This is a genomic window from Lutibacter sp., from assembly GCF_046055765.1.
Lineage (GTDB): Bacteria > Bacteroidota > Bacteroidia > Flavobacteriales > Flavobacteriaceae > Lutibacter.
Genome location: NZ_JASFZF010000079.1, coordinates 1 through 8,650, shown reverse-complemented (window position 1 = coordinate 8,650; position 8,650 = coordinate 1). Strand labels below are relative to the sequence as shown.

The following is an 8,650-nucleotide window of genomic DNA, read 5'->3' as shown; positions in this document are numbered from 1 at the left end:
ATTTCAGAATCTACTTTATCTGTAGCAATTTCAACAATCGCTTCATCCATCTCAATAGTATCTCCTACATTTTTTAACCAGGAGGTTATGGTTGCTTCTACAACACTTTCACCCATTTTTGGAAGCTTTATTTCAAATCTTGACATTTTGTAATTTTTTTAGATTTTGCAAATTTACAAAAAATATAGTCTACATATAAATTCCCCTACTAAATACCAGGGCAAAATCATACTTTTAAATTTAATATTTTCAACAAATAGTCATCATTCCAGCCAGCTTCAAGCCTTTTACTCTTTATAGATAATTTTTTTGAAGCTTCATTTTTTAATAAGTTTAGAGCTATTTTGAGTAAAATGGAATAATTTTGAGCAGCATTACCTGCTCTTTTTCTAGAAGCATCCTCAGAGAAAGCTACATCAAGAGTCCAATGCAGTTTATTTTCCACAGCCCAATGTGAGCGTATCTTGGATTGAAATTGATTTGCATCATTCTGTAGACTTGAAATGTAATATCGGGTAGCTTTTTCTGTAGCTTTATCGCTATTTTTAAATTCACGAGTACTTTCTAGTTTTATGATACTAGCTAAGTTTTTCCATCCATTTTCATTCTCAATAAACTGAAAATCTGTGATTACGCTACAAGTTCTAGTTTCTATTCTTCCGTGTCCTAAATCCTCATTGGTGTATATTTCTAATGGTTTATAAAATCGAAATTCAGGTTGATTTGCTTTGACTGCTAAAATATAATTGGCATCTTGATCGATTATTTTTTTAGCGATTTCTTTTTGAGTTCCCATAGCATCAATAGTAATGGTGTTTCCTGAAACATTTAGAATGTCTAATAATTCTGGTATTGCAGTAATCTCATTTGACTTTTCAGCTGTTTTTACTTGCCCCAATACAAGGTTGTTTTCACAAGCCCAAGCACTAACCATATGAATGGATGATTTCTTTCCGTATGATTTTGCACCACGTATCGTTTTGCCATCAATGGCAATTATTTGACCTTTACTTATATCTGCAATTGAGTTGACCCAGTCAACAAAACAAGACTCAAATTGTTCACTATCAATAGCAGAAAAAGCCCTGTTAAGGGTATCTTTTGAAGGAATCCCACTAGGTAATTCTAAGAATTTTCTTAAAAAAGCTTCTTTTGATTTGGCAAACCCAACCATTTGTTCCCAAGTTTCCGCCCCACAAATCACTGAAATTATGTCAATAAGAAGAATGTCAACTAAATTATGAAGTTGGTTTATATGGCTTCGGTGGTCTTCTATTTGTCTAAAAATGTCTTTTAAATTATCTGATGATTTCATTGAGTTAAAGTATTGATTATCAGTATAATATACAAATAATTAATAACTTAAACTACTAAAAGTCAAGTGAATAAATCATTTTTAAAAAAAAAGTATGATTTTGCCCTGACTAAATACCCATAAATTATTTGTTTTCAAATTACCTCTTTTATAATTAAATCTAAAACAAAGCAGTAAAATTACATTTTACCTATTATTTTATACTATTTTATAATTATACCTTAAATCAGAACTCCAAACTTACCCTATTCATACTTTCAAAATATTTCAAATGAAACTTTAATTACATAACTATGTAATATATATGACTTTAAAAAAATTAAAATTATATAGAAACATTCTAAATAGCTGTTAACTATCTATTTATCAGTATTTTAAAATTTTAAAAGGAATGACTTATATCATAATATTATATTTTTTTCTGTGTAAATTTACCTAATATTAAAAACAAATTTCTAATACAAATAAATATAATATTATGAAAAAATTAAAATTAGTAAGCTTATTACTGTTAATGTCAGCAAGCTTTATGTTAATTCAATGTACAAATGACCCTATCCCAGGACCTGCAGGAACTAATGGAGTAGATGGTATTGATGGTTCAGATGGTTCAGATGGTTCAGATGGTGTTAGCACAGGTGCTGCAACAAGTACTACTGATTTAGTAGCACAAAAAGTATTTTTAGGTCCAGTAATTGATGGTGTTATTGATGCTTCTTGGGCAGATTCTAGCCTTTTAACTGGAACTGCGACTGTTCCTAATCCTGTAGCAACTGATGGTACAGTAATTTTTAATGGTTATGCAGGAAATACAAGAGATTTTCAAATAAGAGCTCAGTATGATGCAGAAAACGTTTACTTTTTAGCACAATGGAAAGATGCTGAACAAGATGGAAGTAGAGATACTTGGTATTTTGATGCAACAACTTCTCGTTGGGCACAAGAAAGTAACAAACCTGTTTTTGATACTGATGGTACAACTATTTTAAGAGATGCTTTTTATGAAGATAAATTTGCTATGCAATGGCCAATAGGAACAGTAACTAGCTGGGATACTGCATCATGTTATGCAACTTGCCATATTGGATCCCAAGACGTTGATGGTGGAGGTCACCATTATACTGTTACTGGAGAACAAACTGATATGTGGCACTGGAAATCAGTAAGAACTGGTTTACCAACAGGTCAATTTGATGACAAACACATTACTGATTTAACAACTGCTGCTGTAGCTGCTGGAGGAACAGGAAAAGCTAGAGCTGGTGATGCAAAAGATGGTGGTGGACATTCTAATAATAAAATAAGCTTACCTTTATTAGATGGTTCTAATGCTGGTACTAATGTAAATGTACCAAAATATTACATTCCTGGAAAAACTGATTATTACTGGATTTTAACTAGTGAAGTTACTGATGGAACTGCTGTAGAAATTGTTGGAGTACATGATAATGGTACTTTAGATTTAGCTAATGGTGGAACAATTGACCCTGTTGCTGATGTTGATTACCAAAGACCTGTAACAACTGATTTACATTCACCTGCTTTAAAAGGTATGCCAAGTATTACAACTGCGCCTTTTGTAGGAAGTAGAGGTGACTTACTTTGTGGACAAACTTACACCGGTAACGGATGGATTTTAGAATGGAAACGTCCATTAAATACTGGTAATGCTGATGATATCGCTTATGATACTACACAATCTTACCAATTTGGATTAGGTATTTTTGATAACGCTGCAATTGCACATGCTATCAAACCTGATTTAACATTCTCTTTTGAACAATAACAGTTCAACAAAGTAAAAATCGAAATTGACTTTTCAATTTCAATAGTCAATTTCGATTTTTAAATTTTAATTTCATTATTAAATTTCAATTATGAAAAAAATAATATATATAACAACAAAGGTTGCTGTATTTGTAATGTTACTTTCTTTAACAAGCTGTTATTATAATGATGTGTATGAATACACTCCACCAGTTGTTACCGAAGTTTCATTTGCCATAGACATACAACCAATATTTAACGAAAATTGTATTGCTTGTCATCCTGCAATCAGTATTCCTGATTTAACCGAAGGAAATTCATATAATTTCCTCACAGTTACAGATCCAGATTTAGTAATTCCATTTGATGCAGAAGGTAGTGAACTTTACCAAAGAATGATTAGTACAACAGCTCCTATGCCTCCTTCAGGTAAATTATCATCTAAAAAAACTAGTTTGATTAAAGCTTGGATTAACGATGGTGCTAAAGACAATTAACATTTAAAATGATACAAATGAAAACTTTTAAAAATATACTTATTGTTCTTTTTGCGTTGCCAATGTTTGTTTTTGCACAAGAAACAAAACAAAATGATAAAGAACAAACTAAAGAAAAACCAGCACGTGCAGCTTTTGAAGGTAGTACTTTAATTGAAAATGCAACAAACGTGTTATTTCAAAAAAACACCTTAGAAATTCAAATGTCACATAGATTTGGTCTTTTAAATGGTGGAACAAATGATATGGCTGGTTTTTGGGCACCTTCAAATATTAGAATCGGTTTAGCTTATGCTATTACAGATTATATTACTGTAGGTTATGGAACTACTAAATTTAGTAGATTACAAGATTTTAATTTAAAAGTTGGTCTTTTAAGACAAACTCGTTCTAATTCAATGCCAATTAGTGTTACTTATTTTGGTAATGCAACTGTTGATGCAAGAACTAAAGATAACTTTAATTTAAAACAAGATAGATATTCATATTTCAGTCAATTAATTATTGCTAAACGTTTTAGCTCTAAATTTTCCGCACAAGTTGCTCCTAGTATTTCTCACTTTAATTTAGTGGAACCTACTATTAAAAACGATATGATAGCTATTGCTTTTGGAGGTCGTTATAAAATTAGTCCAAACACAGCAATTATTGTTGATTATAGTCAACCAATCACCTCTTTCTATTCTGGTAATCCAAATCCAGGTATAGCATTTGGTGTTGAATTTGCAACTTCTGGTCACGCTTTCCAATTATTTGCAACCAACTATAATGGGTTGTCACCTCAAAAAAATTATATGTATAATCATAATGATTTTATTAATAATGGTGATTTTATGATTGGATTTAATATTACTAGAAAATATAATTTTTAATTGTTAATCTAAAACAGTAAAACAAATTATTAAATTGCTAATAATTTGTTTTACTGTTTAATAAATATACTACAAAATGAAAAAAAAATCAAAAATAGGGCTTCCTGTTTCTAGAAGAGGCATCCTGCCTATTTTGGGGAGTTCATTATTAATTCCATTTTTGGGTATTGGAAAAACTTTATCTAATTCAAATTCTTCTTTAGTAGAAAACAACAACGAGCCTGATGATGAATATCAAACACTGTTACGGCCTGATGGTACTACAGTTAAGGTTAAAAAAAGCGTAATTAAAGATGCTGAAGTTGTGAAGAAAAATATTTCTAACCATTCCTTTCTTAATTGGCTTTCCAATAAGAAATAATTTTATTAAAGATTAGAATTTATGAAAAACAAAGAAGAAAATTCAAGAAGAAAATTTATAAATAAAGGTTTAAAGCTTGGGCTCTTAACCGCTATTGGCGGAACTGCCGTTGCAAAATCTTTAGTTGAAGAAGAAACTGTTGACCTTTTAGACACTAATGGAAATGTTATAAAAGTTCCAGTTTCAAAAGTAGAAGAACATTCTACACTTAAAGGAGATCACTACACTCCTAGAGAAGGCTTTCCAAACCGTAAATTTGTAATGGTAATTGATTTAGCACGTTGTAAAAACGCTAAACAATGCCAAAGTGCCTGTAATAAAAATCATTTTATTAGTGGTGACAATGCCTGGCTAAAAATATATAAAATGCAAGACAGTCCGGAAACATCACCATATTGGATGCCAAGTTTATGCCAACATTGTGATCAACCTGCTTGTGTTAAAGTATGCCCAGTAGATGCTACTTTTAAACGAAGAGATGGTATTGTTTTAATTGATAATGAACGGTGTATTGGTTGTCGTTTTTGTATGGCTGCTTGTCCTTATTCCGTTCGTGTATTTAATTGGAATGAGCCTGATCAAGGTGAAATTACCATGAGCATGGAAATGGATATGGAACACGACATGTCATCTCCTGATAGCTATATTGATTATGCGGGTGCACCAAGTATTAAAGGAACCGTTGACAAATGTGATTTTTGCCCACATATGATTGCAGAAGAAAAATTACCACATTGTGTTTCTGCTTGTCCGAATGGGGTTTATTTCTTTGGGGATTTATATGAAGATACCGTTACCAATGGAGATGAAACTTTTCAATTAAGTAAACTTTTAAAAGACAAATCTGGTTATAGATTAATGGAAGATTTAGGAACTGCTCCTAGCGTTTATTATTTACCTCCAGTTGACAGGCAAGATGAATTTGAAAAAGGTTTAGAAAATTATACTGAGTTTGAATCTGTAAAAAAAGATAAAAAAGCATGAAAACTTTTGAACAATTAACCAATGAATTAAAACCTAAAAAATTTGGCTTATACGGTAAAATATGGGTTGGCTTTTTAGTAGTCATTATTTTAGGTGCTTTGTATGCCTATTACCTACAATTAACAAAAGGATTAGAAATTACTGGAATGCGAGATTACTCTTTATGGGGAATTTACATTTCTAATTTTGTCTTCTTTGTTGCCATTAGTTTGGTAGGATCCTTAGTTACGGCCATTTTAAGATTATCTGGAGTGAAATGGGCAACACCTTTAACAAGAATTGCAGAAATTATTGCAGTTGCCGCCATAATAATGGGTGGTTTAACCATTATTATTGATATGGGACGACCTGATAGGATTTACAATTTATTTTTACACGGAAGATTACAATCACCAATTGTTTGGGATGTTATTGTAGTAACCACTTATTTAACGATCAGTTTTTTATTACTTCTTTTTCCATTACTACCAGATTTTCAAATTTTAAGTAAAAAATTTAAAAGCAACCAAAAATTATCAAAAATATATAAAAAACTATCTTTAAACTGGACCGGAAGTAGCAAACAAAAAAGCATTTATAAATGGTCTATAGGTACACTATCTGTATTAATTATTCCTGTAGCCTTCGGTATTCATACTGTAACGGCATGGTTATTTGCAGCAACATATCGACCAGGATGGGATAGTGCCAATTTTGGACCCTATTTTATTGCAGGTGCTTTTGTTGCAGGAGCAGGAGCAGTAATAGCTGTGATGTATATATTAAGAAAAACGCATCATTTAGAAGAATATATTACCGATTTTCATTTTGACATCATGGGTAAACTATTAGTTTTATTAATATTGATTTATCTTTATTTTAATGTAAATGAATTTTTAGTTCCAGCCTTAAAAATGACTGAAAGTGAAGCTGGACATCTCAAATCATTATTTATTGGTGATGAATCTTTCTTATTTTGGAGCGCAATTTTAGGAGGCCTTGTGATTCCTTCAATTCTTCTTCTTTTTAAACGAATGAGAAAACCATTACCTATATTTTTTATTGGGGTAGCAGTTGTTATTGGAGCTTGGTGGAAACGTTATATCATCGTTATTCCAACTTTATTACACCCCTTTTTACCAGTACAAGGTGTTCCAGAAGAATGGCATCATTATAACCCTACACACCTAGAATGGTTAATAACATGGGGAACATTAGCTGGGGCTATGCTTATTGTTACATTATTAGTACGGTATGTGCCTATAATTCCAATACATGAAACAGCTGAAGAATTAGGAATTGTTGAACCAAAAGAAATCGAAAGCGATGAAAAATGATAATTATATCAAACAAACAATATTTACAATTTGTATCTTATTTTTTGGGTTTTCTAGTGTAACAATTAATGCTAAATCTAAAAAATTAAAAGCACGTATATCTATACAATATATTAAAGAAAGTGGTCAAAATAATTTGGCAATTGCAGCAAAATATAAAGAAGGTAAATTATTCAAAATGGGGAGAGGCTTTAAATTAAAAGTATATTCTGTAATGGATAATGACAGTTTAGTATTTTTAGAGGATGTTGTACTTAACCCTCAAGGAAAATTTAATTTAAATATAAATAAAGCCTTTGAAAAAGTACAAAAATCCTATACTTTTAAAGTGATTTTTGCTGGCTCAGAAAAATTTAAAAAAGCTAAAAAAACAATAACAATTAAAATAGCTAATCTAACTTCAAAACTGATAATATCAAAAGATAAAAAATATAGTATTGAAGCCACATTAACAGATGTAGAAGGAAATCCTATTCCTGAAACTGAAGTGAATGTTCAGTTAGATCGTTTATTTTCACCACTACCTGTTGGCAACGGAATTTATTTTACAAATGAAAATGGCACAATAGTTGCGCCTATCAAAGAAATAATGCCCGGAATAAACGGAAAGTTAAATTATGAAGTTCTTTTAAAAGATAATGATGATTATGGAACCATAAAATCAGTTGTTAAAACGGCTATTGGTAAAGAAATTAAAGATTTATCAACTTTTGATCAACGTACCATGTGGTCGCCACCAACAATGGCTCCTTGGGCAGATTTAATTGTTCCAAATTTATTAATTTTGGGTATTTGGGGAACATTGGTTATATTAGTTATCAATTTATTTAGAATTTCAAAACACAAAAACTCTTAAACATGAAAAACAAAAACATTAAAATTATTTTATCAATAGTAGGATTAATATTTATACTATTTTCATTCAAATCTCTAATTCAAGAAGATGAATGGATAGTGCCCGAAAAATACAAAACCATGAAAAATCCAACCGATAAAAGTGATAAAGAAAATATGGCAATTGGGAAAAATTTATATTCAAAACATTGTAAATCTTGTCACGGAAAAGAAGGTTATGGAGATGGCTCAAAAGCTGCAGATCAAGATGGTGATTTAGGAGATTTTTCTTCAGAAGACACTCAAGATCAAACTGATGGTTCATTATTTTACAAAATCACTACTGGTAAAGACGATATGCCAAACTTTAAAAAGAAAATGTCAGATGATGAAGACCGTTGGCTAATTGTAAATTACATGAGAACATTAGTTGAATAACAATTCATATATTTGAAATTAAAAAAAAGCCGAACAATACAAATTGTTTGGCTTTTTTTATCGTTAATTTTTAAATTTATATGGTCATAGAAAAAACTCGTATATCTGGTTTATTTTCTAACAATCTTAAATCAAACGCCATACAAATATTTCTCACAAATTTTCTTCCTTCTTCATTTACTACAACTTTATCAGTTGTCACCTCAACCAAACCATCAATAATAATTTCTTGCAAACGATTTATAATTTCCTCTTTTACTTTTGAT

The 8,650-nt window shown here is 30.7% G+C and carries 10 protein-coding genes and 1 pseudogene; 8 read left to right on the top strand and 3 right to left on the bottom strand.

The window, feature by feature from the left end; translation table 11 throughout:
* Together QM495_RS08160 and QM495_RS08155 are read right to left on the bottom strand one after the other, a co-directional pair.
* The coding region (locus QM495_RS08160) for a biotin/lipoyl-containing protein (RefSeq protein ID WP_408671615.1) at positions 1-146 on the bottom strand (146 nt) is incomplete at its 3' end.
* 80 nt (positions 147-226) lie between these two features.
* The gene (locus QM495_RS08155) at positions 227-1,315 is read right to left on the bottom strand and encodes an ISAs1 family transposase (RefSeq protein WP_408671614.1); all 1,089 of its coding nucleotides are present in this window, start codon (positions 1,313-1,315) and stop codon (positions 227-229) included.
* 478 nt (positions 1,316-1,793) lie between these two features.
* Here QM495_RS08155 and QM495_RS08150 point away from each other — a divergent pair, with 478 nt between their 5' ends.
* From QM495_RS08150 to QM495_RS08115, 8 genes are all read left to right on the top strand, one after another.
* Positions 1,794-3,101, top strand: coding sequence for an ethylbenzene dehydrogenase-related protein (locus QM495_RS08150; RefSeq protein ID WP_408671613.1), 1,308 nt, complete (start codon positions 1,794-1,796; stop codon positions 3,099-3,101).
* Between the two features lie 91 nt (positions 3,102-3,192).
* The gene (locus QM495_RS08145; RefSeq protein ID WP_408671612.1) at positions 3,193-3,579 is read left to right on the top strand and encodes a hypothetical protein; all 387 of its coding nucleotides are present in this window, start codon (positions 3,193-3,195) and stop codon (positions 3,577-3,579) included.
* Positions 3,580-3,596: 17 nt separating this feature from the next.
* Positions 3,597-4,451 (top strand): DUF5777 family beta-barrel protein, encoded by an 855-nt coding sequence (locus QM495_RS08140; RefSeq protein WP_408671611.1) that lies wholly within the window; start codon positions 3,597-3,599, stop codon positions 4,449-4,451.
* 76 nt (positions 4,452-4,527) lie between these two features.
* A complete protein-coding gene (locus QM495_RS08135) occupies positions 4,528-4,812 on the top strand; it encodes a hypothetical protein (protein WP_408671610.1) in 285 nt (94 codons plus the stop codon).
* 21 nt (positions 4,813-4,833) lie between these two features.
* Positions 4,834-5,796 (top strand): 4Fe-4S dicluster domain-containing protein, encoded by a 963-nt coding sequence (locus QM495_RS08130; protein WP_408671609.1) that lies wholly within the window; start codon positions 4,834-4,836, stop codon positions 5,794-5,796.
* On the top strand, positions 5,793-7,112 hold the full coding sequence (gene nrfD / locus QM495_RS08125) for an NrfD/PsrC family molybdoenzyme membrane anchor subunit (protein ID WP_408671608.1): 1,320 nt from the start codon (positions 5,793-5,795) through the stop codon (positions 7,110-7,112). Before QM495_RS08130 ends, nrfD begins: the two co-directional genes overlap by 4 nt.
* The gene (locus tag QM495_RS08120; protein WP_408671607.1) at positions 7,102-7,968 is read left to right on the top strand and encodes a hypothetical protein; all 867 of its coding nucleotides are present in this window, start codon (positions 7,102-7,104) and stop codon (positions 7,966-7,968) included. Before nrfD ends, QM495_RS08120 begins: the two co-directional genes overlap by 11 nt.
* Positions 7,969-7,970: 2 nt before the next feature.
* A complete protein-coding gene (locus QM495_RS08115; protein WP_408671606.1) occupies positions 7,971-8,384 on the top strand; it encodes a c-type cytochrome in 414 nt (137 codons plus the stop codon).
* Positions 8,385-8,460: 76 nt separating this feature from the next.
* Here the strand turns inward: QM495_RS08115 and QM495_RS08110 are convergent.
* A pseudogene (locus QM495_RS08110) lies at positions 8,461-8,650 on the bottom strand (coproporphyrinogen III oxidase); the annotation flags it as partial.